This window comes from Bradyrhizobium sp. B097 (assembly GCF_038957035.1).
Classification (GTDB): Bacteria; Pseudomonadota; Alphaproteobacteria; order Rhizobiales; family Xanthobacteraceae; genus Bradyrhizobium.
On record NZ_CP152412.1, the window covers coordinates 730,756 to 753,197 of the forward strand.

Genomic DNA, 22,442 nt, shown 5'->3' on the forward strand with positions numbered 1-22,442 from the left:
TTCCAGATATGATAGGCTGCTCGCATGGATCTCAACGCGGTCAGGATGTTCGTCGCGGTCGTTCAGGCCGGCAGCCTCTCGGCGGGAGCCGCTCGGCTCGACATTCCGCTGCCGACACTGAGCCGCCGTATCAGGGACCTCGAACGGCAGCTCAAGGTGCAGTTGCTGGAGCGATCGGCGCGCGGCGCGAAGCTGACGGATGCCGGAGCGCGGCTGCACGAGCGCGCCGTCCAGGGCATCGAGCAGCTGCTGGAAGCCGAGCAGGTGGTCGTCAACGACCAGATGCAGTTGAAGGGACGATTGCGGCTGTCGTTGCCGCAGACATTTGAGCCGTGGTGGGAGCTGCTGGCCGCTTTCCAGCAGCGCTATCCGGACATCCAGGTTCATCTTTACTCGACCGAGCGTCGCGTCGACCTGGTCGAGGACGGCATCGATGTCGCGCTTCGGGTCGGCGCGATCGTTCACGAGGCGATGGTGGCGCGCCGCGTGCTGTCGTTCCGCAACGTTCTCGTGGCCAGTCCGCGGCTGATCAAGCGCTTCGAGCTGCCGAAACATCCGGACGCGTTACGTCACCTGCCGTGCGGGGTATGGGCATCGCGGATCGATACCCAGGTGCGATGGGAGCTGGGTGGGCATGTCGTCGAGCCCAATGCCGTGCTGTCCACCAACGACTATCATCATCTGTGCACCCGCGCGCTGCGCGGCGACGTGGTCACGGAGTTGCCGCCCTTCCTGGCAGCGGCGGCGATCCGCGAGAAACGCCTGATCCGGTTGCTGCCGCAACATCTGTTGCCGGAGTGGTCGCTCAACCTGCTCTATCCGCCGCATCGTCACCAATCGACCATCGTGCGAACCTATCTGGATTTCTGCCAGGGCTATCTGCCGAAGATCGTTCAGGCCTGCACAGTCTGAGTGGAGGTGGACGGCTTCAACCTTTCCTTCCCTCTTTCAGGAGGAAAGAGAAGGCGGACTTGTAGCCCGGATGGAGCGTAGCGTAATCCGGGGTTGCTCCAACCGCGGATGGTCCAGTCCCGGATTTCGCTGCGCTCCATCCGGGCTACGGAGCTATTTCACTTCGCCGGCCGTGAGCAGCACGAACGAGCGTCCGGCCGTCTTGTAGGTGCCGCCGAACGCAAACTGCGCGCCCGCCGGTTGCTCCGGCGCGTTCGTATCGAGCAGCAGCGACCACCGTGGTCCCGCTGACGTCGGCGGCAGCTTGAAGTCGACCTCGCCCTCGTAGCTGTTGAGGATCACAAGCACGGTGTCGTCTTCACCCGCGCGGGCGATGGCGGTCTTGCGGGCGCGGCCGTCGAGCACGACACCGAAACATTTGATCCAGCCGGTGGTCCAGTCGGCCTGCGCCATCTCCACGCCTGAGGTGCTGATCCAGACCACGTCGCGGATCTCGAGCTGTTGATCGCGATCGCCGGAAAGGAAGCGGCTGCGGCGCAGGATCGGATAGTCGCGCCGCAGCTTGATCATCCGCCTGGTGAAGGCGAGCTGCTTCTCGGCGTCGTCGGAAAAATTCCAGTCGAACCAGGAGATGTCGTTGTCCTGGCAATAGGCGTTGTTGTTGCCGCGCTGGGTGCGGCCGAACTCGTCGCCGCCGAGCAGCATCGGCGTGCCCTGTGAGGCCAATAGCGTCGCCAGCATGTTGCGCTTCTGGCGTTCGCGCAAAGTGCGGATATCGGGATCGTCGGTCGGGCCCTCGGCGCCGCAATTCCAGGAATGGTTGTCGGACGAGCCGTCGTTGTTGTGCTCGCCGTTCGCCTCATTGTGCTTGCTGTTGTAGCTCGCCCAGTCATTCAGCGTGAACCCGTCATGCGCGGTGATGAAGTTGACGCTGGCCCAGGTGCGACGGCCCTCGCGGTTGAAGACGTCGTGCGAGCCGAGCAGCCGCGGCGCGAGCGCGCCGGGTGCGGCCTCGCCGCGCCAGAAGTCGCGCACGGTGTTGCGGTACTTGTCGTTCCACTCCGCCCAGCCGGCGGGAAATCCGCCGACCTGGTAGCCGCCGGGGCCGCAGTCCCAGGGCTCCGCGATCAGCTTGACGGTGGCGAGCAGCGGGTCCTGATTCATCGCCTTCAGGAAGCCGGACTGCTCGTCGAAGCCGTAGACCTCGCGCGCCAGGATGGTGCCGAGATCGAAGCGGAAGCCATCGACATGCATGTGGCCGGCCCAGTAGCGCAGGCTGTCCATCACCATCTGGATCACGCGGGGATGCGACAGGTTCACCGTGTTGCCGGTGCCGGTATCGTTGATGTAGTAGCGCCGCTTGTCGGGCAGCAGCCGGTAATAGCTCGCATTGTCGATGCCCTTGAACGACAGCGTCGGGCCGTGTTCATTGCCTTCGGCGGTGTGGTTGTAGACGACATCCAGAATGACTTCGAGCCCGGCGCCATGCAGCCGCGACACCATCTCCTTGAATTCGCGAAGGCTGTTCGGCACGTCGGCGGCATAGCGCGGATCCGGCGCGAAGAAGCCGATCGTGTTGTAGCCCCAGTAATTGGTGAGGTGCTTGTCCAGCAGATTGCTGTCGTTGATGAAGGAATGCACCGGCAGCAATTCGACCGAAGTGATGCCGAGCGTCTTCAGATGATCGATCGCGGCGTTCGCGCCGAAGCCGGCATAGGTGCCGCGCAGGTGTTCGTCGATGCCAGGGTGCTGCCTGGTAAAGCCCTTGACGTGGGTCTCGTAGACGATGGTCTCATCCCAGTGCACGTCCTGCCGCTGCGCCTCCTGGACCCAGTCGAAGCCGGGATCGACCACCACGCATTTCGGCATGAACGGCGCGCTGTCGCGGTCATCGAAGGTGAGATCATCGCCGGTTTCCATCTTGTAGCCGAACACCGCCGGATTCCAGATCAGGCTGCCGGCATGGGCACAGGCATAGGGGTCGAGCAGCAGCTTGTTCGGATTGAATCGGTGGCCGCCCTCGGGCTGGTAGGGGCCGTACACGCGATAGCCGTAGAACGTGCCGGGCTGTACGCCGTTCATGAAGCCGTGAAACACTTGGTCGGTATATTCGGGCAGCTCGAAGCGATGCATCTCGCGCTCGCCGTCGAACAGGCAGACCTCGACCTTGGTGGCGTTGGCGGAAAACACCGCGAAGTTGGTGCCATGGCCGCTCCAATGGGCGCCGAGCGGATAGGGCAGCCCTTCCTCGATCACAAAATCGGACATCGTGTCCCCCAAGCCTGGAACTGACAAATCAACCAGCAACAAACGCCGCCGCGCGGAAAACGTTGCATTGGCTAGTTTAGCGGCGGTTACGCGTGGTTCGTGTGACGTCCGGGCAGGCCGAGCGTGGTCACGGCGTCGCGGATATTTGATTCACAGGCCATGCCACATACTCGCCGTCGTCCCGGCGCAGGCCGGGACCCATAACCACAACAGCAGCTTGTTGTGCGACGCTGGAACGACGAGCCGCTTCAGCAACACAAGCTGCGGAGTATGGGTCCCGGCCTTCGCCGGGACGACGATGAGGATGTAGGCGATGCCACACATTCACTGTCGTCCTTGCGAAAGCCAGGACCCATTACCCCAAATCTCGATTGTTGCGTGCCGCGGGGCCGCAGCTCACTTCACAACGCAGTCCTGTGGTAATGGGTCCTGGCTTTCGCCAGGACGACGGCGCGGCTTACAGCAACCGCATCCCCGTCAAACCCGCATGCCCATTCTTGCCAAGACCATCGCACTAGTTGCCCGTCAGCAGTGCAAACCGCCGTCGGTCGATCCGCTCGCGCGCCGATTGTCCCGCTGCGGCGCAAAGATCGGGTGCATAAAGCTGGCAGCTTCCGCGTTCTGCGATCGCCTTGTCGATCATGTCCAGAAGCTGCGCAGGCGCGATGTCGGGAGCCGCGGCAATGCGGCCGGCGACGACGTGCTTTTCCATTGTCTCGCGCTCAGCGTGATCGATATCGGGGTTGCGCCAGCAATTTGCGCACATGATCTTGAAGCTCTCCGAGTGTGAATAGATCACGGCGTCCCCGTCCAACTCTTCGCTGATGTCGGCCAATTGCCGTGCTGTCTCCTGCGTGCCTGCGAAAGCGAAGAACCGGTAATTCCGGCGCAGCAGCGTTGCCAGATGCGGGAAGACCGGTATCTGCTGCTCGCCATAGGTGTGATGCGTAATCGGGGCGCCGTCCATGAGGATGACGTCGCCATAATCGACGCCGAGATCGCGGTACAGCACGCTGCGGATGATGCCATGGCACGGACTCAATCGTTCGATCCAGACGGTTTCCTCCTCGCCTGGGTCATCACGATCTGCCGTCCGCTCAGCAAGGGGACGCTCCGCAAGCCTCACCTTGCAAGCCGGATATCCACCCTCCGGCAACCCAAAGCGCCCATGCTCGATTTTCTGCTCCATGCGTTTCCACACGCTCAACGCGGTCGCGGCGTCGCTTGCGCCGGTGGCGCAGATGCCGAGGTTCCATTCGGTGCTGTCGACAGCCTCCTGTGACAGGCTTGCCGCGGCGCGGTTTGCCGCCACGCCTTCCGCGAACCTGCCGCGCGTCTTGTAGAACAGCCCCAAATTGTAATGATATGCGCTCCTTTGCGGATCGATTCCGATCAGTCTCCGAAGACTGTCTTCGGCGATCGCATCGTGCTGGCGCGCCATCATTCGCGCCGACGTGGCGAGCCCGCGCAGGACGTGCTCCTGTTCCGGCTGCCCCTCGTAGCGCCTGGCCAAGCGGCCCAGCTTTGCGACCATCGTCTGAAATACCGGGTGTTCCGGCGGCGGCGCATTCAGATCGTCGATGTCGCGGACGGCTTCGAGGCACAGGCCGAGCCTCGAGAGGATGGCTATGTCGTCATCGTGGGCGTCTGCGATCTCTGAAAGAACGTCTGCCGCCTCTTCCCTTGCGAGGCTTCGTTCGTCGACAATCCATAACAACGCCATCGCGGCCTCAGGCTGGTGGCGCTGGGCCTTTCGTAGGGGTTGGATCTTCTGCGATGCAGCCTGCTTGCGGTCCGCCTGTCCTTCTGCAACGGCGTCACGCGCAATCGCGTCGATCTCGTCAAAAGAGAGAATTGCGCTCGGACCATTCGACATGAACATCTCCGTGGAGGCGCCTCGATGTGGGCAGGGACCGGCGGTGGTGGGACGCATCTCAACGCAGCGAGACTACATCAATTTCATGCCCTTCAAGCTGGTATGCCCGTTTTTGCCGACGATGATGTGATCATGCACGGCGATGCCGAGTGGCTTGGCGATGTCGACGATCGCCTTGGTCATCTGGATATCGGCCTGCGACGGGGTCGGGTCGCCGGAGGGGTGATTGTGCACCAGGATCAGCGCGGTCGCGGACAATTCCAGCGCGCGCTTGATCACCTCGCGGGGATAGACCGGGGTGTGATCGACGGTGCCGGTCTGCTGCACCTCGTCGGCGATCAGCTGGTTGCGCTTGTCGAGGAACAGCAGGCGGAACTGCTCCTTGTCGGCGAACGCCATGCCGGTGCGGCAGTAGTCGATGACGTCGTTCCACGACGACAGCGCGACGCTGCGCTTGATCTCGCCCTTGGCGATCCGCCCCGCTGCCGCGGCGAGCAGCTTGAGCTGGTTGATCGAGGCATCCTTGACACCCTCGACCTCGCGCAGCCGCGCCACCGGTGCATGCACGACCTCGGCGAAGGAGCCGAACTTCTTCAACAGCGCCTTGGCCAAGGGTTTGGTGTCGCGGCGCGGGATCGCGGCGAACAGCGCCATCTCCAGCAGCTCATAGTCGGTCAGCGCATCCGGCCCGGCGGCGTAGAAGCGCTCGCGCAGCCGTTCGCGATGGCCGTGATAATGCGGCGTCTCGTCGGTGTCGTCGTTGCTGGCATCGGGTTTGGCGGGCATCGGCCACAACCATGCCGTGCCTGCCGCGTTTTGCAAGGGCCGATGCAACTTCCCGGTTTGCCACGATGCGACGGGCGAACTACCGTTACCTGCAACGTTCAGGATCGAAAAGGGGGAGGGCGGCGTGACATCGTTCAAGGTGATCCGCTCGCGCGCCGAGAAGCGCAAGGGCGGGCCGAAGGCGCTCGAGAAACTGCTGCGGCCGCCGGCGGGCGCCAAGGCGCTGGCAAAGCTCGGCGACGACCGCGTGCTGGCCGAGATGACCAGACGCGTGTTCTGCGCGGGCTTTGCCTGGAGCGTGATCGACGCGAAATGGGAGGGCTTCGAAGCGGCTTTCCTCGGCTTCGAGCCAGCCAAGCTCGCCTTCAAGCCCGATGAATTCTGGGAGAAGCTCGTCAGCGACACCAGGATCGTGCGCAACGGCGCCAAGATCATGTCGGTGCGCGACAATGGCCGCTTTGTGCAGGAGATCGCGCGCGAGCATGGCAGCTTCGGCAAATTCCTGAGCGCCTGGCCGTCATCGGACGAGATCGGGCTGCTCGATCTGCTGACCAAGCGCGGCAGCCGGCTCGGCGGCAACACCGGACAGATGCTGCTGCGCTTCCTCGGTTGGGACGGTTTCGTCACCTCGCGCGACGTCGTCGCCTGCCTGCGCGACGCCGGGCTCGACATTGCCGAGGAGGTCAAGTCGAAGCGCGACCTTGCCAAGGTGCAGGCGCAGTTCAACGCCTGGGCGGAGGAGACTGGACTGTCCTATCTGCATCTGTCGCGGATCTGCGCGATGTCGATCGGCGAGAACCATACGCCCGAGGAGATCGTCGAACGCACGCGGAGCGACTACTGATAGAGCGTGATGAAGTCAGACGGAGTAGCAACGGCATCGGAACTGCGCTCCCTCTCTCGCTTGCGGGGGAGGGCCGGGGTGGGGGTGTTGCCACGAGCGAGATTCTCTGTGGGGAGAGAGCCCCCACCCGGATCGCATCTGCCGATGCGATCCGACCTCCCCCGCAAGCGGGAGAGGTCAAATAAGTATCAGACCGTTACCCACGGCTTCTCGCCGTGGCGCTCGGACAGCGTGAAGATCTCGACGCCGTCGGCGGTGACGCCGACCGAGTGCTCGAACTGTGCCGACAGCGAGCGGTCGCGGGTCACCGCGGTCCAGCCGTCGGACAGGATCTTCACATGCGGCTTGCCGAGATTGATCATCGGCTCGATGGTGAAGAACATGCCGGGCTTCAGCGGCGCGCCTTCGCCGGGTCGGCCGATATGGATGATGTTCGGCTCGTCGTGGAACAGGCGGCCGAGGCCGTGGCCGCAGAAGTCGCGCACCACACTCATGCCCTGCGGTTCGACGAAGCTCTGGATGGCGTGGCCGATATCGCCGGTGGTGGCGCCCGGCTTGACCGCGGCAATGCCGCGCATCATCGCCTCATAGGTCACCTCGATCAGCCGCTCGGCCTTCCGCGCGATGGCGCCGATCGCATACATGCGGCTGGAATCGCCGTACCAGCCGTCGACGATGAAGGTGACGTCGACATTGACGATGTCGCCTTCCTTCAGCGGGCGGTCGCCCGGCATGCCGTGGCAGACCACGTGATTGATCGAGGTGCAGGTCGAGTAGCGATAGCCGCGATACATCAGCGTCGCCGGATAGGCGCCGTGGTCGAAGGCGAACTTGCGCACGAAGTCGTCGATGACCGAGGTCGGGACGCCTGGCTTGACGATGTCGGTGAGCGCATCGAGGCATTTCGACACCAGGGCGCCGGCCTTGCGCATGCCGGCAAAGCCGCTCGGTCCGTGCAGCTTGATCTGGCCGGTCTTGCGAAGCGAGGTGTCGGTGGCGTCGATATAGCTCATGGGCGGAATGTTTTCTGCGGGCAAGGGGCTGATTTCAGGGCCTAATTTAATGATCGGCGCGCCCGGCGCAAGCCAAGCTTGGGCATGGGGACAATGCTCAAACGACTTGATTTTCCGGGCCAAATCCGGAACAGCGGCGGCCGCTTGCCCGAAAAAGCCGCACGGAGGCGCTAGCTGGAGACCTCGACCACGCTCTCGACCGGCAGCGCGCCGCCGCGGATCCGGAGTTCCCGCACCGGGTAGGGCACCTTGATGCCGTCCTGCTTGAAGGCATCCCATAGCGCCAGCATGACGTCGCTCTTCACACCGTCCATGCCGTCGGGATCGGCGATCCAGAAGGTCAGTGAGAACTTCATGCCGAGCTCGGCGAATTCGGTCAGGATGCAGTTCGGCGGCTTGCCCTTGAGCGCACGGGCGTGGGCCGTGGCGGTATTGATCGCGAGCTTGCAGACCAGCCTCGGATCGGCGTCGTAATTGGCGGCGAAGGCGATCTTCACCAGCGTATTCTTGTCGGTGTAGGTCCAGTTGGTGACCTTCTGCGTCACCAGGTCCTCGTTCGGGATCAGGAATTCGCGGCCGTCACCGGCGGCGACCGAGATGTAACGGGTCTTCATCGCGCTGATGCGGCCCTGGCTGTCGCCGATGGTGACGAGGTCGCCCGGCTTCACCGACTTGTCGACCAGCAGGATGATGCCCGAGATGAAGTTGGCGACGATCTTCTGCAGGCCGAAACCGATGCCGACACCGACGGCGCCGGACAGCACCGCCAGCGCCGACAGGTTGATCCCGACGGCGCTCAAGGCAATGGCGACCGCGACCACCATCAGGCCGATGCGAATGATCTTGACCAGCAGCACCTGGATCGACGGGGTCAGGTCGGTCGAGCGGGTGATCTGGCCGTCGATGAAATTGCTGGCGATATTGCTCAGCCACAGCGCCAGGATCAGCACCGCGCCGGCCTTGATCAGCAGCAGCGGGCTCAGCCGCAGACCGCCTACGACCACCGCGAACGAATCCAGTGTATCGGCCGCCCAGTCGAGCTGGCCGATGATGCTGAGGGCGGCGACCAGCCAGGCCGCGACCGAGACCAGTTTGACGATGAAGGCGTTGTCGATCACCGAGGTCACGAGGCGGATCACGAGCCAGGCCAGCGCCAGCTTGGCGGAGACCGCGATCAGATAGCTGCGGCTCGGCCAGGTCGCGTGCCACATCACGATGCGCGAGATCACCATCAGGATCGCGAACACGGCGGTGGAGGCGCTCGATACCATTACGCGGGCAAAGTGCCGGAGCGGCAGCGGCCAGCGGCTCGCCAGCGACGACAGGTTGACCCGCGCATGAATGGCGGTATCGGCGGCGTAGGCGAGGCCCGCGGCGGCGAGGATGATGCCGAACTGCAGATAGAACCAGGGCGAGGCGATCTCGGCGCCGACCGAGCGCGCTGCTATTTGGATCGATTCCAGGACGTCCTTCCAGCTCATGTCCATCGGCAAAGTCTCAACTTGAAGCGCGGGTCAGGCAAATGTGATTCGAAGATGCAGGGAGATTCCCACAAAGGCGCGCGCGCGACCATCGATACACCACAGTGTCGGGGCGAGTTAGAGCGTTTTCGAGCGAAGTGGTCACCGGTTCGCGTGAAGAAAACGCGTCAAAACAAGAATCGAGAGCCCCGTTCCGATTTTATCGGAACGGAAAAGGCTCTTGGGGCTCAGGGGACCGGGCACATTGCCGCTTAGGACAGAAATCGGTTGGCGTCCCAGTGTGGCGACGATAAGGATGCAATTGCAAGTATTTGAGACCTCCCAAGTCCTTGAGACCTCCAAAGGCGCATGGCATCCCTCGACTCCGTCAGTATAGCGATCCTGCTCGGTGCGGTGCTGGTGATGGCCGGCATCCTGTCCAGCCTGCTTGCGCTGCGGTTCGGCGCCCCCTTGCTGCTGGTGTTCTTGCTGGTCGGCATGCTGGCGGGCGATTCCGGCCCGGGCCGGCTGCAGTTCGACGACGTCCGCACCACCTATCTGGTCGGCTCGGTGGCGCTGGCGCTGATCCTGTTCGACGGCGGATTGAAGACGCGGTTTGCCAGTATCCGCACGGTGCTGGCGCCCTCGATGATGCTGGCGACCGCCGGCGTGCTGCTGACCGCGCTGATCACGGCGCCGGTCGCCCGCTATGTGCTCGACCTCAACTGGACCGAGTCATTGCTGGTCGGTGCCGTCGTGGCCTCGACCGACGCTGCGGCGGTGTTCCTGCTGGTGCACACCCAGGGCCTGCGCCTGCGCCCGCGCGTCGGCGCGACGCTGGAGGCGGAATCCGGCACCAACGACCCGTTCGCGATCTTCCTCACTCTGATGCTGGTCGAGTTCATCTCGATCGGCCAGAGCTCGGCCGCGCACATCGCGATGGAGTTCATCCAGGAAGCCGTGCTCGGCGCCATCATCGGCGTGATCGGCGGCAGGCTGGTGGTGATCGCGCTGAATCGCGTCGCGCTGCCGCAGGGCCTGCATGCGCCGTTCGTCACGACCGCGGCGCTGGTGATCTTCGGCGGCTCGCAGATCGTGCATGCCTCGGGATTCCTCGCGGTCTATCTCGCCGGTATCATCATCGGCAACCGGCCGACCCGCGCGCACAATTCAGTGGTGACCTTCCTCGACGCCGCGACCTGGCTGGCGCAGATCGTGATGTTCGTGCTGCTCGGCCTCCTGGTGTCGCCGCATCGTCTGCTCTCCAGCGCCGGCGGCGCGGTGCTGGTGGCGTTCGCGCTGATGCTGGTGGCGCGGCCGCTGGCGGTGCTGATCTGCCTTGCGCCGTTCAAGTTCAACTGGCGGGAGAAGGTCTTCATCGCCTGGACCGGCTTGCGCGGCGCGGTCGCGATCTTCCTGGCCTCGATCCCGATGCTGGTCGGCCTGTCGAAGGCGTATCTCTATTTCGACGTCGCCTTCGTCGTCGTCATCATCTCGCTGCTGCTGCAGGGCTGGACGCTGGCGCCGGCGGCGCGGCGGCTGCACGTCGCGCTGCCGCGCGCCGAACGCGGCCCGCGCCGCGTCGAACTGGACCTGCCCGGCCAGCTCGAGCAGCAGCTGGTCGGTTATCCGGTGCGGCCAAAGAGCCTGTATTTCCGCCGCGGGCTGATCCCGTCCTGGTCGAAGCCGACGTTGGTGATCCGCGACGAGCGGATCCTGACGCCTGTCGAGGCCGATCCGGTCGCGCCCGGTGACTACATCTATTTGCTGGCGCCGCCGGAGCGCGCCGAGGCGCTCGATCGCTTCTTCGTCGACATGGCGCCGTCGTCAGCGCCCGATCCGCATCTGCTCGGCGACTTCATGGTGTCCGGCGAGCATACGCTCAGTGAGCTCGCCGAGATCTACGGCGTCAAGGTCGACGAGCACCAGGCCAAGCTGACGCTGGCGGATTATTTCGACGTCAATCTCGACCGCGCGCCGAAGGAAGGCGCCGAGCTTGCGCTCGACGAGATCGTGCTGGTGGCGCGCAGCATCAGCGGCGGCCGCGTCAATGTCGTCGGCCTGCGCCTGCCGGAGGAAGACGAGAAGGTCGCGCCGCAGACGCGGATGCAGACTGTCCGGCGCAAGCTTGCCGATATCTGGGCGTCGGTCGCCGGCGTCTAAAGCGTCTTCGAGCGAAGTGGATGCCGGTTCGCGTGAAGAAAACGCGTCAGAATAAGACCGGCGCCGTCACTGCTTGCGCAGGAAGCTCGAATCCGGGGCGAACTTCTTGATCATGTCGGACAGGCCGTCGTCCGCCGGCGGTCCCTTGGACGCAGCGTCCGGCTTCGGCTCGTCCTTGAACTTCTGGCCGGAGATCTCGGCCAGCGCTGCGAGCAGCGTCTCGTCGAGATGATCGGCCGGTGTCTTTGCAGGCGGTGTCGTCGCAGGTGGCGTATTGGCGGGCGGAGGCGCGACGGGCTGGGCGCCGGCGCGGATCTCGGGCTCGCGCTGCGGCGGCGTTGGCTCTGCCACCGGCTTGAATGTGTCCGCCCGTCTGGCGGCGGCCTCGCTGACCGCGGCGATCAACGATGCTTCGAGGTCGGCGGGCGTCTCGGTCGGGACCGGTGGCGGTGCCGCCGGCATTGGCGGCGGCTCGGCAGGCCTCGCGTCCCGGGGTGCGCGACCGAACAGCGGTTCTCGCTGGCCCGCTGTCGACGGCCGGCTGTCGGTGGCCTTGCCAGGCTCCTTATTAAGCTCCTTGCCAGGCTTGAAGAGACCCGCGCGTTCGGCGGCGACCCTGGCGGAAGCCTCCTCGACCGTGGTGAGCAGGGACGCTTCCAGCGCATCGGCGGGGTTGCTCGGCGCAGTCGCCGGCTTGGCGGCCGGGGCGGCCACCTGCTTTGGCTCCGGCCGGGGCGGCGGCAGCGGCGGTGGCCGCGATGCTTCGACGGGTGCGGGCGGCGGGGCCGGCTGGCCGTCCCGGGCGCGCGCGATGATGCCGTCGACGATTGCCCCGAGCCGGCTTTTGTCGGGGGCGGCGAGATAGCTCGCCGCAAGCTCGTCGACATATTGCGGGCCGTAATCGGCCAGCACCTTGGCAAGCTGGGCGAGATCGGGATCGCTCTCGACCAGCCGGCGCCAGGTCTGCCGGTCGTAGGGCGCGTCCGCCTTCTTGTCGGGCCAGGCCACCCGGCGCGGCTGGCGTTGCGGTCCGGTGTCCTGGCCGGTTTCCTGGCCGATTTCTTGGCCAGTGTCTTGGCCGGTGACCGGGTCGAGGGTCGGCGGCTGTAGCCCGGCACTGAGGCGCGGTGGGGTAAATCCCCCAGCCCCGGCCGGCCCGGCATCATCACCGAGGCGTCGGCGGCGCTCGGCGACCTGCAGCGAGATCAAGCCGATGCCCATCAGCAGGAAGCCGAGCGCGGCCCACGAAATCGTGGCGCACAGCAGCCCGCCGATCAGCAGCAATACCCAGCCAGTCAGTCGCAAAGTGCACCTTTCCCCATGCCCGATCGGATGTCCCGATCCGGACCTAGCAGACAAGATGGGCTATCTTATGCCGACTTTCGGAAAAACGGCCAGCTACGCGCCGCCCGTCAACACCTTAACACCGCCGAACGCGGTGACCTGGCCGCGGCGCAGCATCACGATCTGGGTGGCGAGCTGGCGAAGCTCGGCCGCGTCGTGGCTGACATAGACCATCGGGACACCGGCCTCGTCGCGCAGCCGCACCAGATAGGGCAGGATCTCGAGCTTGCGGCTCTCGTCGAGCGCGCCCAGCGGCTCATCCAGCAGCAACAGCCGCGGCTTGGACAAGAGGGCCCGGCCGAGCGCGACGCGCTGCCGCTCGCCGCCGGAGAGTTTTCCGGGGCGCCGGTCGAGCAGGGCGCCGATGTCGAGCAGATCGACGACGCGTTTGTGTTGCGCAGGATCCTCGGTGAGGCCGTTCATGCGGCGGCCGTAATCGAGGTTCTGCCTGATATCGAGATGCGGAAACAGCCGGGCGTCCTGGAAGACGTAGCCAATGCGCCGCCGGTAGGTCGGGACATGAATGCCGGCCGACGTATCGTCGACCGTCTCGCCGTCGATCACGATGGTGCCGCGATCAGGACGAATCAGTCCGGCGATCGTATTGATCAGCGACGTCTTGCCGGAGCCGGACGCGCCGAACAGGCCGGTGACGCGGCCCTCGCTGGTGAACGATGCCGCCAGCGAGAACTCTCCGAGCTGCTTGGTGATGTCGACGCGCAGCATCGCTATTGTCCGTGCAGGCGTGCGGTGGCGCGGCGCGCGAACACTTCGGCTGCGACCAGCGCGCCAACCGCAAGCACGATCGAGATGATCACGAGCCGCGCCGCGGCAGTGTCGCCGTCAGGCGTCTGGATCAGCGAATAGATCGCCGATGAAATGGTCTGGGTCTCGCCGGGGATGTTGGAGACGAAGGTGATGGTCGCGCCGAACTCGCCGATCGCCTTGGCAAAGCCGAGCACCATGCCGGCCAGCACGCCCGGCAGCGCGAGCGGCAGCGTCACCGTTGCGAACACCCGCCAGGGCGCGGCGCCGAGCGTCTCGGCGGCCTGCTCGAGGCGGCGGTCGACCGCCTCGATCGAGAGCCGGATCGGGCGCACCAGAAGCGGAAACGACATCACGCCGCAGGCGAGCGCAGCACCGGTCCAGCGGAACGCGAACACGATGCCGAGATGATCGGCCAGCCAGCCGCCGACCAGTCCGCGTTTGCCGAAGGTCAGCAGCAGCAGATAGCCGGTGACGACGGGCGGCAGCACCAGCGGCAGATGCACGGCCGCATCAAGCAGCGACTTGCCCCAGAAATCGCGCCGCGCCAGCAGCCAGGCGAGCGCGATACCGAACGGGGTCGCCACCAGCGTTGCGATGACGGCGACCCGCAGCGACAGCAGGATCGCCGTCCATTCGGTCGGCGAAATCTCAAACACTAGCGCATATTCCCGAAGTTCGTATGCAAGTGCGGCTCCTCAGTTGCGAACTTCGGGGACAGACACCAGTAAGAGTCAATAGGCCAGTGCCACTGGTCGATTTGACGTTCCTCACGGTGCGCGCGGCAATCACTGAAGGAACGTCAAATCGGCGGCGCTGGGCTCAGGTCGTCGGGCTGATCAGGAACTTGAAGCCGTACCTCTCGAGGATCGTCTTCGCCGCGGACGAGCGCAGGAAGGCAAGATAGTCAGCGGTCTCGGGCTTGGCGGTCGTGGTCGCCGCGACCGGATAGATGATCGCGGGATGGGTGTCGGCCGGGAACGTGCCGATGATCTTGACGCCGGGCTCGACCTTGGCGTCGGTCGAATAGACGATGCCGAGCACGGCTTCGCCGCGCGCCACCAGCGTCAATGCCGCGCGCACGCTCTCGGCCATCGCGAATTTCGGCTCCGCCGCCTGCCAGGCGCCGAGCTTCTCGAGCGCGGCCTTGGCGTATTTGCCGACCGGCACCGCCTTGACGTCGCCGGTGGCGATCTTGCCGTCGCCGGCGAGCTTGGCGAGATCGAAGCCGGGTCCGATGCTGACATTGCCGATCATGGAATCCTTCGGCGCGATCAGCACGATCGAATTGCCGAGCAGGTTCACCCGGGTCGGCTCATTGATGTTCTTCTGCTTGATCGCATAGTCCATCCAGTCGATGTCGGCGGAGACGAACACGTCGGCCGGCGCGCCCTGTTCGATCTGCTTTGCCAATGCCGAGCTCGCGGCGTAGCTGGCGCTGATCTTGACGCCGGTCTTGGCGGTATAGGCCGCATCGATCTCATCGAGTGCGTTCTTCATCGAGGCGGCGGCAAAGACGGTGAGCGTCTTGTCTTCGGCGCTCGCGGGCGAATGGATCGCGCCGAGCAGGATGACGAAGGCAGTGAAAAGTCCGGCAAGCCTTGAAATCGAAAGTCGTGACATGGAAAGCGCTCCGTGCGAGCTCGCGCACGGACAGGCGCGCGCAAACCAGGCGTTGGGTGGGTTCTGGGCGCGACGGACGGAAGCGCTGTTCCGCTGGTCCCCGAAGGACTTACGGTCCTCGGGGATATCGCAGTGCAAACATAGCAGGCTGGGACTTACGGTAAAGGCGACCGTTTGTCTAACCGGTCGTGCTATTCGTCCGACGGCTGGATCGCAATCGACAGCGAGTTCTCTTTTGAGCCGCTGACCTGCAGCACGAAGGGGCTGGCAGTGAGGTCATATTTCATGGTCTTGCGGATACCGTCGCAATCGGTCGCGCCGCTGAAGGCCTTCGGCTTCAGGAAATGCCCGTCCTGCACCAGGTCGACCCAGGCCCCGGCCGACAGGCTGACGGTATAGAGCCCGGCCTTCGGTGCGGCCTTGAAGCTGGTGAAGCCGGCGAAGGTGCCGTCCTTCGGTGCGCGCTCCGGCGGGCTCGGCAGTTTGGCATCGGCCGGTGCGACCAATGCAAGTGTGATGACGGTCGGCGGCAGTGCGGCCTGTTCGCTGCCCGAGGCGAGCTTGGCGCGATCAGGCGCGGTGAGCGCGGCGCGTGCGCGGTCGATCGACCATTTGAACTTGTCGCAGCCGCTCGGCTCTTCCGCCGCGAAGGCGGGAACTGAGGCAAGCAGGAGCGATGCGGCGAGGAGCGATTTGCGCATGACTGGTCCAATGCAATTGTGACGGATGAAAGAGATCAGCGGCCCCGATCCATCGCTCGAACACGCTTACGGCGCGACGACACGCGAACATAACGCAGTTCGAGCCGGCCGGAAAAGCCGCCTGACAAAGATGTTATTGCTTTGAATATTACTGCTTGGCGTCGGCTGCGTTCAGCACCGTCTTGCAGGCCGCCGGCATCTGCGCCAGCGTCATAGGCGGACGCGGTTTCGGCGGTTTCGGCGGAGGCTTCGGATGCAGCACCGAATCCTTGAACCAGAAGGCGAGATCGGACGGCTTGCAGCCTTCGCCCTCCGATTGCGCCTTCTGCCCCTCGCATGCCGGGCTGCCGGACGGACACCGCATGCGGATGTGGAAGTGGTAGTCGTGGCCCCACCACGGCCGGATCTTCGACAGCCAGCCGCGGTTGCCCTTGGCCTCGCGGCATAGCGCCTTCTTGATCGCGGGATTGACGAAGATGCGCTGCACCGCAGGCTCGCGCGCCGCGTCGCGGAGGACCAGCACATGAGCCGGCGTGAACACGCGCGGATCGATATCGAGCCGGTCGTCGCGCACCATCATCACCGCCGACATCTCCTCGCGGTCCTCGCGCGACAATTTGCGATCGGGCATCGGCGTCAGCCAGATATCGGCGTCGAGCCCGATCTGGTGGCTGGCATGACCTGACAGCGCGGGACCGCCGCGCGGCTGGCCGATGTCACCGACCAGGATGCCGGGCCAGCCGGCGTCCTTGTGCGCGTTGGCTGCAAGCCGCTTCAGGAGCGCGATCATGTTGGGGTGACCCCAATAGCGGTTGCGCGACAGGCGCATCACCTGCCAGGTGTCGCCGTTCAGCGGCATCTGCGCGGCGCCGGCGAGACAGCCCTTGGTGTAGCCGCCGATCGATTGGGTCGGCATCGCTGCCGGCAGCACCTTGCGCGCGAACAGCTGCTTCGCCCCGATTGTTGGATCGCTGGGGTTAGCGAGCGGCGGCAATGGCTGCGGATTGAGCGAGCCCTTGTCCTGCGCACGCGCGGAGATGCTGCAGGCAAGGAGGGTCGAGATCAGGAGCGGGATCAGACGCAGGCGGGGTGTCATTCGGATCACTCTGTCTGCGCAAGGCTAACATGGATTCGAAGCAGGCCAACCGCGCTTTCATCCCATTTGCTTGATCGCCCACAAGGCGGATTAAGATGACCCGCGGCTTCCCGGCTCGCATGTGATCCACGACACTTTACAAGTACGCGTTGCAGGCGACATCATGCGCGCAATAATTTTCAGGCAGGCGTTGTTATGACAAGCGTATGTTGCGTACGGCTGGCGTTTGTCGCCGCGATTGCCGCGTCGACATTGGCGCTCTCTCCGGCGAAAGCCGACATCGTCGTTCACATCGATAAATCGTCGCAGCGCATGGCGGTCAGCGTCGACGGCGCGACGCGCTACAATTGGCCGGTGTCGACCGGGCGGCGCGGCTACGGCACGCCGAACGGCGTGTTCCGTCCGCAGATGCTGGCGCGCCGCTGGTACTCGCGGAAATACTACAACTCGCCGATGCCCTACGCGATCTTCTTCCACGGCGGCTTCGCCATCCACGGCACCTACGAACTCACGCGTCTCGGTGGACCGGCCTCGCATGGTTGCGTGCGCCTGCATCCCTCGCACGCCGCACAGCTCTATGGGCTGGTCGAGCGCAATGGCCGCGGCGGCACGCGGATCGAGATCACCAACTAAACCAGCTCCACAGGACGGTGTGAATCCGGTCGCGCCTTTACCTCGTGATAACCCTGTCACACGCTGGCAAACATTGATGCGCGTGCAGCGTTTTCGGCGCATTCACTGTGCAGGCGGACGCTGGTTTACCCTTCCTTCACCACGCTCCGGCGCTTCCACGCTGCAAATCTGCGCGCAGTGACGCTTGCGCAGCACCAGCTACTCGCATCCGGCGCGAGCTCGCCCGCAAAGCAGGCAGGTCCGGCTTTCTCAGGCAGCGCAGCTATTCGCCGAGAGATACCAATTTTTCAGACACTTATCGCAGAAATGTCGCCGAACTGGAATGCGCGTGGGGCGTGCCGATGATGCGGCCGAAAAAGATCAAGAAACCGAAGCAGGCCAAACTGTCCGGTCCTCAGGGCCGCCGGCCCAGACCGATGCCGAAGTTGTCCGGCAGTTCGCGCCGCACCGCCGTCGAGATCGGCGAACTGGTGCGCCAGCGCGCGCAGGCCGATGCCGCGATCGCCGAGGCCCGCAAGTCCAATGCGCGGCTGCGTGAGGCGATCGACATCCTGCCGCAAGGCATCGTGTTCCTGGACCCCGAAGGCCGCTACACCCTCTGGAACAAGAAATACTCGGAAATCTACAAGCGCAGTTCCGACCTGTTCGAGCAAGGTGCGCGCCTGGAAGACACCATCCGCGTCGGCGTCGCGCGCGGCGACTATCCCGAGGCCGCCGGGCGCGAGGAAGAGTGGATCGCCGAACGGCTCGACAGGATGTACCGGCCGGGCGAGCGGCACGAGCAGGTGCTGGCCGATGGCCGCGTGGTCCTGATCGAGGAGCGGTTGACCGCGGACGGCGGCATCGTCGGCTTGCGCGTCGACATCACCGAACTGAAACAGCGCGAGGCCTCGTTCCGCCTGCTGTTCGACGGCAATCCGGTGCCGATGATCCTGTGCGCGCTCGACGGAGAGAAGATTCTGGCGGTCAATGACGCCGCGATCGCGCACTATGGCTATGTTCGCGCCGAATTCGAGAAGATGACGATCAAGAGCCTGCAGGCGTTCGATGCCGAGCTGCCCTGGGCCGCAGGCCGCAGCAGCGACGAGCAGGCGGCGCGGACCTGGAAGCATGTGCGCGCGGACGGCACGCTGATCGACCTTGCGATCTATTCGCGGCAATTGATGCATGGCGACCAGCCGGCGATGCTGCTCGCGCTGATGGACATCACTGAGCGCAAGCGCGCCGAGGCGCGGCTGGCCTTCATGGCCCAGCACGACAGCCTGACCGGCCTGCCGAACCGCAATCTGCTGCGCCAGCAGATGGAAGACATGCTGCAGCACACCCGCCGCTCCACCGACAAGGTCGCGGTGCTGATGCTCGGGCTCGACAATTTCAAGGCGGTCAACGACACGCTCGGCCACGGCATCGGCGACAAGCTGTTGCGCGGGGTCGCCAAGCGCCTGCGCTCGACGCTGCGCGAGGAAGACGCGCTGGCCCGGCTCAACTCCGATGAATTCACCATCGTGCAGGGCGGCGTGATGCGGCCCGAGGACGCGGTGCTGCTGGCGCGGCGGATCCTGGATGCGATCGGCGAGCCCTATCTGCTCGATGGCCATTCGGTGGTAGTCGGCGCCAGCATCGGGATCGCGATGTCGCCCGGCGACGGCGAGGATTCCGAGAAGCTGCTAAAGAGCGCCGACATGGCGCTATCGCGCGCCAAGAGCGAATTCCGCGGCACCTTCTCGTTCTTCGAGGCCGAGATGGATGCGCGTGCGCAGAGCCGCCGCAAGATCGAGATCGATCTGCGCGATGCGATCCAGAATGAAGGCCTGCGGCCGTACTACCAGCCGCTGGTCGATCTCACCAGCGGACGGATCACCGGCTTCGAGGCCTTGGTGCGCTGGCCGCATCCGGAGCGCGGCATGATCTCACCCGGCGAGTTCATCCCGGTGGCCGAGGAGACCGGCCTGATCAATCCGCTGGGCGCGCTAATGCTGCATCGCGCCTGCAGGGACGCGGCGCAATGGCCCGACGACGTCCGCGTCGCGGTCAATCTGTCGCCGCTGCAATTCCGCACCGGCAATCTGCTGGCGCTGATCACCGACGCGCTGCGGCAATCCGGCCTGCCGGCGCGACGGCTCGAGCTCGAAATCACCGAGACGCTGCTGCTCGAGAAGAGCAGCCAGGTGCTGGCGACGCTGCATGCGCTGCGTGCGCTCGGGGTGCGGATGTCGATGGACGATTTCGGTACCGGCTATTCGAGCCTGAGCTATCTGCGCAGCTTTCCGTTCGACAAGATCAAGATCGACCAGTCGTTCGTGCGCGACCTCGGCGCGAACCCGGACGCGCAGGCGATCGTGCGTTCGATCGTCAGCCTCGGCGTCGGGCTCGGCGTCACCATCACCGCCGAGGGCGTCGAGACCGAGGCGGAGCTGAGCTGCCTGCGCGCCGAGGGCTGCCACGAGGGCCAGGGCTTTCTGTTCAGCCGCGCGCGGCCGAACACCGAGGTCGTCAGCCTGCTGAAGGCGCAGCGCGTCGCCACGGCGGCGTAGCAAAGCCGCCTTCACCGCGTTATTGCGAGCCATCCGGTCGGCGCGAAGCGCCGCCGGATGACAGGCTCCGCGAAGCAATCCATCCGGGGCGTGTACCCATGAAGCCGGTACGCGCGTGCGCGGGAATAGCGAGGTCCTGGTTGCCCTCAAAAACAGACATCGACGATGCCTAAGTGAATGTCCGCAAGCGGCCACAAGCTGACATTAGCCAAGCCGACCAACCATATGCCGTATTCGCAGCCCGTCACGCTGTAGCCGCCTCTGGCCACTCCGCTACTATCTGCTTCGGGTTAAACCAGTCAGCCGCTTCCGAGCGCCAAATGTGGCCGACAAAGGTGGGATTGCAGATCGGTGTGTTCAGCGTGCCGAGGCGGATGCGCACCGCTGCGTCCGGGTTGCCGAGGCGCTCGGCCGTCATTGCTGAGCCGCAAGTCCCGCAGAACCTCCGGACTTTGCCAGGCGACGATTCATAACTAATGAGGCGGTCCTCTCCCCGCAGCCAGCGGAAAGAATTGCGCGGCACGGACATGTTTGCGCCGAAGGCAGTGCCGCTCACTTTGCGACATGTGCGGCAATTGCAAAAGGCGATGGGCGCAGGGGATGCATCCGCCTCAAAGGCCACTGCACCGCACGCACAGCTTCCACTTAGCATGTCGCTGCCTCCTTGTTGACGTGCATCTGACCGACGTTGCGCCGGTCAATCCCGGTTAGTCGTATCCGGTATGGAGCGTACCCAAAATCCGACGAATAGGAGGCCCGTGCCAGCCGCCATTGAGTATCGGTGTGAGGCTATTATAATACAAATCGCATTTGGAAATAAGTGATATCACCTTGACCAATATCAGAAGCATCGACCTGAACCTGCTTTCCGCTTTTGACGCGCTGTACGATGAGCGAAGCGTCACGCGCGCCGCGGAGCGGCTTTCGCTCACGCAGCCAACCGTATCCGGCATGCTCCTCCGATTGCGACAAATGTTTTCGGATCAGCTCTTTGTGCGCTCTTCACACGGGATTGTGGCGACCCCGCGTGCCGAAGCCATTGCCGGCCCCATCAAGGAGCTGCTCGAGAGAGCACACTTGCTCGTCAGCGCCACCACGTTCTCGCCCATGAAAGCCGAAGGCACGATAAAGCTGATGGCAAGCGATTACATCCAGCACGCGGTCGTAGTGCCATTGATCGGCGCGTTGCGGCGACACGCACCAAAGCTCAAAGTGTTGGTTGCTCCGCGACAGGAGCTTGGAGTGACCGAGCGAATGGCGCGTAGCGAGATTGATCTCTACATCAGCTCGCGCGATGTGTCCGATCCGGACCTGCCGTCGATTCCGCTTTACCTTGACCGCTTTGTCTGCGTTGCGCGCAAGCGTCACCCATTCAACGGGCGCCGACTTTCACTCCGAGAACTATGCAAGTTCGATCATTTGCTTGTGCATCCTACAGGACGGAGCCTGCGGGGCCCCGCTGACGAAGTGCTGGCCGCGAGTGGCCATAAGCGTCGGGTCGCAGTCGCCGTACCGACCTTTCACATGCTTTTTGAACTGCTCGCCGCCGATGATTTTGTGGCCTTCGTCCCCGAGCGTGTCCTGCGCGGACGGCAGATTGACGTCAAGAAATTCGAGACAGGTCTGGACATTCCACCGATCGAAGTCGTGGTTAGTTGGCATCCACGCGTTAGTGACGACGCGCGCCACGTCTGGCTTCGGCAAACGCTCGCCGCTGTAACGCAGCAGTCCTAAAAATTCGGCCGGAGCAATGTCGGCTTCGGGTCACAAGGCGACATCCCCGCGGTCTAGACCGCGTGTCCGCTTACCCCTCGAAAGAGGACATCCCGCATTTATGAATACGCGCCCCAGCCTCACGCGCAGCTAGATGGATTGCTTCGTCGCTTCGCTCCTCGCAATGACGTGGAGCTAGGCCCTGCTGTCTGTCCGCTTCTTCTGATGATAGGTCAGCGCCAGCGCTACGCAGTGGCGCAGCGCGGGTTCGGGGAGCTTCCCCGCGACATCGAGCAGGATCGCGCGGTTGCCGCTGTAGCTGAGCTCGGGATAGAGCTCGCGGAAGGTCTCGACCAGATTGGTCTGGCAGTGGAAGTAGACCGCGACCTGGTCGGCGGCGGGCTTCACCTGATCGATCCGGACCGTGCTGCCGCTGCCGGTTTCCGGCGTGAGGTAGCTCGGCTGCCCCCATTTCAGCGTCTCTTCCAGCGCGCCGACGCCCCTGGTTGTCTTCGCGGTGTCGAAGATCAGGCGCCGCAGCGCCAGCAGCTTGGCTTTGACGGGGGCAGGGTAAGCGTCGAACAGCGCGTCGGTCGATTTTGCAGACGGTCGTGTCGCCTTGCTGGTCGATGTTGCCGGCTTGCGCATGGAGGGCTCCGCGAGGACGACGTATCGCGCCAATCTACCATAGCGCCTTGAGCGTCACATAGC

At 64.5% G+C, this 22,442-nt stretch carries 20 protein-coding genes; 6 read left to right on the top strand and 14 right to left on the bottom strand.

The genetic code is table 11. The annotated features are described in order from the left end of the window. Window positions 1-24: 24 nt before the first annotated feature. The gene (locus tag AAFG07_RS03415; protein ID WP_342726021.1) at window positions 25-912 is read left to right on the top strand and encodes a LysR family transcriptional regulator; all 888 of its coding nucleotides are present in this window, start codon (window positions 25-27) and stop codon (window positions 910-912) included. A 153-nt stretch (window positions 913-1,065) separates the two neighbouring features. Here AAFG07_RS03415 and glgX read toward each other — a convergent pair whose 3' ends face one another. The 4 genes from glgX to radC form a co-directional block, all read right to left on the bottom strand. Beyond that, window positions 1,066-3,180, bottom strand: a complete 2,115-nt coding sequence (gene glgX, locus AAFG07_RS03420; protein WP_342726022.1) for a glycogen debranching protein GlgX — start codon at window positions 3,178-3,180, stop codon at window positions 1,066-1,068. Window positions 3,181-3,330: 150 nt separating this feature from the next. Next, window positions 3,331-3,504, bottom strand: a complete 174-nt coding sequence (locus AAFG07_RS03425; RefSeq protein ID WP_342726023.1) for a hypothetical protein — start codon at window positions 3,502-3,504, stop codon at window positions 3,331-3,333. Between the two features lie 190 nt (window positions 3,505-3,694). Next, complete coding sequence (locus AAFG07_RS03430; protein ID WP_342726024.1) at window positions 3,695-5,056, bottom strand: prenyltransferase; 1,362 nt, start codon at window positions 5,054-5,056, stop codon at window positions 3,695-3,697. A 72-nt stretch (window positions 5,057-5,128) separates the two neighbouring features. After that, entirely contained in the window at window positions 5,129-5,842 is a 714-nt protein-coding gene (gene radC, locus AAFG07_RS03435) for a DNA repair protein RadC (protein WP_342726025.1), read from the bottom strand. Between the two features lie 124 nt (window positions 5,843-5,966). Between radC and AAFG07_RS03440 the strand changes: the two genes are divergently transcribed. After that, the gene (locus tag AAFG07_RS03440; RefSeq protein WP_342726026.1) at window positions 5,967-6,686 is read left to right on the top strand and encodes a DNA-3-methyladenine glycosylase I; all 720 of its coding nucleotides are present in this window, start codon (window positions 5,967-5,969) and stop codon (window positions 6,684-6,686) included. A gap of 188 nt (window positions 6,687-6,874) precedes the next feature. Here the strand turns inward: AAFG07_RS03440 and map are convergent, their stop codons facing one another. Then, complete coding sequence (gene map, locus AAFG07_RS03445) at window positions 6,875-7,699, bottom strand: type I methionyl aminopeptidase (RefSeq protein WP_342726027.1); 825 nt, start codon at window positions 7,697-7,699, stop codon at window positions 6,875-6,877. 170 nt (window positions 7,700-7,869) lie between these two features. Then, a complete protein-coding gene (locus AAFG07_RS03450) occupies window positions 7,870-9,186 on the bottom strand; it encodes a mechanosensitive ion channel domain-containing protein (protein WP_342726028.1) in 1,317 nt (438 codons plus the stop codon). 342 nt (window positions 9,187-9,528) lie between these two features. Here AAFG07_RS03450 and AAFG07_RS03455 point away from each other — a divergent pair, with 342 nt between their 5' ends. Then, window positions 9,529-11,322: a potassium/proton antiporter gene (locus AAFG07_RS03455; protein ID WP_342726029.1), complete on the top strand. Its 1,794-nt coding sequence runs from the start codon at window positions 9,529-9,531 to the stop codon at window positions 11,320-11,322. A gap of 66 nt (window positions 11,323-11,388) precedes the next feature. On the opposite strand, the gene AAFG07_RS03460 is transcribed toward AAFG07_RS03455, so the two are convergent. The 6 genes from AAFG07_RS03460 to mepA form a co-directional block, all read right to left on the bottom strand. Then, window positions 11,389-12,627 carry a hypothetical protein gene (locus tag AAFG07_RS03460; protein WP_342726030.1) on the bottom strand — a complete coding sequence of 413 codons (1,239 nt, stop codon included), beginning with the start codon at window positions 12,625-12,627 and terminating at the stop codon, window positions 11,389-11,391. Window positions 12,628-12,720: 93 nt separating this feature from the next. Next, window positions 12,721-13,392 carry a molybdenum ABC transporter ATP-binding protein gene (gene modC / locus AAFG07_RS03465; protein WP_342726031.1) on the bottom strand — a complete coding sequence of 224 codons (672 nt, stop codon included), beginning with the start codon at window positions 13,390-13,392 and terminating at the stop codon, window positions 12,721-12,723. 2 nt (window positions 13,393-13,394) lie between these two features. Beyond that, window positions 13,395-14,090: a molybdate ABC transporter permease subunit gene (gene modB, locus AAFG07_RS03470; protein ID WP_342708339.1), complete on the bottom strand. Its 696-nt coding sequence runs from the start codon at window positions 14,088-14,090 to the stop codon at window positions 13,395-13,397. A gap of 163 nt (window positions 14,091-14,253) precedes the next feature. Beyond that, window positions 14,254-15,039, bottom strand: coding sequence for a molybdate ABC transporter substrate-binding protein (gene modA, locus AAFG07_RS03475; protein ID WP_342729042.1), 786 nt, complete (start codon window positions 15,037-15,039; stop codon window positions 14,254-14,256). 206 nt (window positions 15,040-15,245) lie between these two features. After that, entirely contained in the window at window positions 15,246-15,755 is a 510-nt protein-coding gene (locus AAFG07_RS03480; protein WP_342726032.1) for a hypothetical protein, read from the bottom strand. Window positions 15,756-15,903: 148 nt separating this feature from the next. After that, window positions 15,904-16,851 (bottom strand): penicillin-insensitive murein endopeptidase, encoded by a 948-nt coding sequence (gene mepA, locus AAFG07_RS03485; protein WP_342726033.1) that lies wholly within the window; start codon window positions 16,849-16,851, stop codon window positions 15,904-15,906. A 195-nt stretch (window positions 16,852-17,046) separates the two neighbouring features. On the opposite strand from mepA, the gene AAFG07_RS03490 reads away from it, so the two are divergent. Next, a complete protein-coding gene (locus AAFG07_RS03490; protein WP_342726034.1) occupies window positions 17,047-17,484 on the top strand; it encodes a L,D-transpeptidase in 438 nt (145 codons plus the stop codon). 341 nt (window positions 17,485-17,825) lie between these two features. Continuing rightward, window positions 17,826-20,018 carry an EAL domain-containing protein gene (locus AAFG07_RS03495; RefSeq protein ID WP_342726035.1) on the top strand — a complete coding sequence of 731 codons (2,193 nt, stop codon included), beginning with the start codon at window positions 17,826-17,828 and terminating at the stop codon, window positions 20,016-20,018. Window positions 20,019-20,262: 244 nt separating this feature from the next. Here the strand turns inward: AAFG07_RS03495 and AAFG07_RS03500 are convergent, their stop codons facing one another. Further along, entirely contained in the window at window positions 20,263-20,670 is a 408-nt protein-coding gene (locus tag AAFG07_RS03500; RefSeq protein ID WP_298368353.1) for a GFA family protein, read from the bottom strand. A gap of 179 nt (window positions 20,671-20,849) precedes the next feature. Between AAFG07_RS03500 and AAFG07_RS03505 the strand changes: the two genes are divergently transcribed. Beyond that, window positions 20,850-21,752, top strand: a complete 903-nt coding sequence (locus tag AAFG07_RS03505; RefSeq protein WP_342726036.1) for a LysR family transcriptional regulator — start codon at window positions 20,850-20,852, stop codon at window positions 21,750-21,752. Window positions 21,753-21,926: 174 nt separating this feature from the next. Here AAFG07_RS03505 and AAFG07_RS03510 read toward each other — a convergent pair whose 3' ends face one another. Further along, window positions 21,927-22,379 carry a DUF1801 domain-containing protein gene (locus AAFG07_RS03510; protein WP_342726037.1) on the bottom strand — a complete coding sequence of 151 codons (453 nt, stop codon included), beginning with the start codon at window positions 22,377-22,379 and terminating at the stop codon, window positions 21,927-21,929. Window positions 22,380-22,442 lie beyond the last annotated feature (63 nt).